Source organism: Streptomyces sparsus, from assembly GCF_054776295.1.
On the sequence record NZ_BAAHCA010001616.1, the window covers coordinates 1 to 634 of the forward strand.

At 72.2% G+C, this 634-nt stretch carries 1 pseudogene; it reads left to right on the plus strand.

Annotated features, from left to right (window positions below):
- Window positions 1-319 precede the first annotated feature (319 nt).
- Window positions 320-634, plus strand: a pseudogene (locus tag ACYVE9_RS29940) (hypothetical protein); the annotation flags it as partial.

Sequence of the window (634 nt, forward strand, 5' to 3'; positions counted from 1 at the left end):
CGCCGTCGCGCAGCCTGAGGATGTCGACCGCCTCGAGGCCCTGCCGCGCCGGCACGGTGACCAGGTCGCAGGGCTCCGCCGGCGGAACCGCACCGCCGGCCGGGGGCCGGGCGGGGGCGGTCGTACGCAAGTCTCCGGTGTCCAGCACTGGGACCCCTCCTCTGCATTCGCTTGTACGGAGTGCAACGTCCGAGAGCGTCAACAGCTACGGCGGGGAACACCGCAAAGGATGGCGGTTCATGGCGGATGCCGAACGAGACATCCCGTTTGTCGGGAAACCCTGCGTACCGACCCGGTGACGGCGTGTACCTTCCCGGACATGGCGTCGTCACCTTCAACGTCAGCCGCGCCCCAGCGGCAGCCGAACCTGGCCTTCCGGCAACTGCGCGGCGGGCTCTCCCCCGGTGAGTTCGCCGCCGCCGTCCGCAGGGCGGCACGGGAGATCGAGGAGCGGGTGTCCTGCGACGCCCGCTACATCGGCCGGGTGGAGAGCGGGGAGATCCGCTGCCCCAACTACGCCTACGAACGCGTGTTCCTGCACATGTTCCCGGGCCGCACGCTCGCAGATCTGGGCTTCGCGCCCCGGGCGTCGGTCCGCGGCCGGGCGGCGCGTCGGCCGGGCCGGCCACGCCCT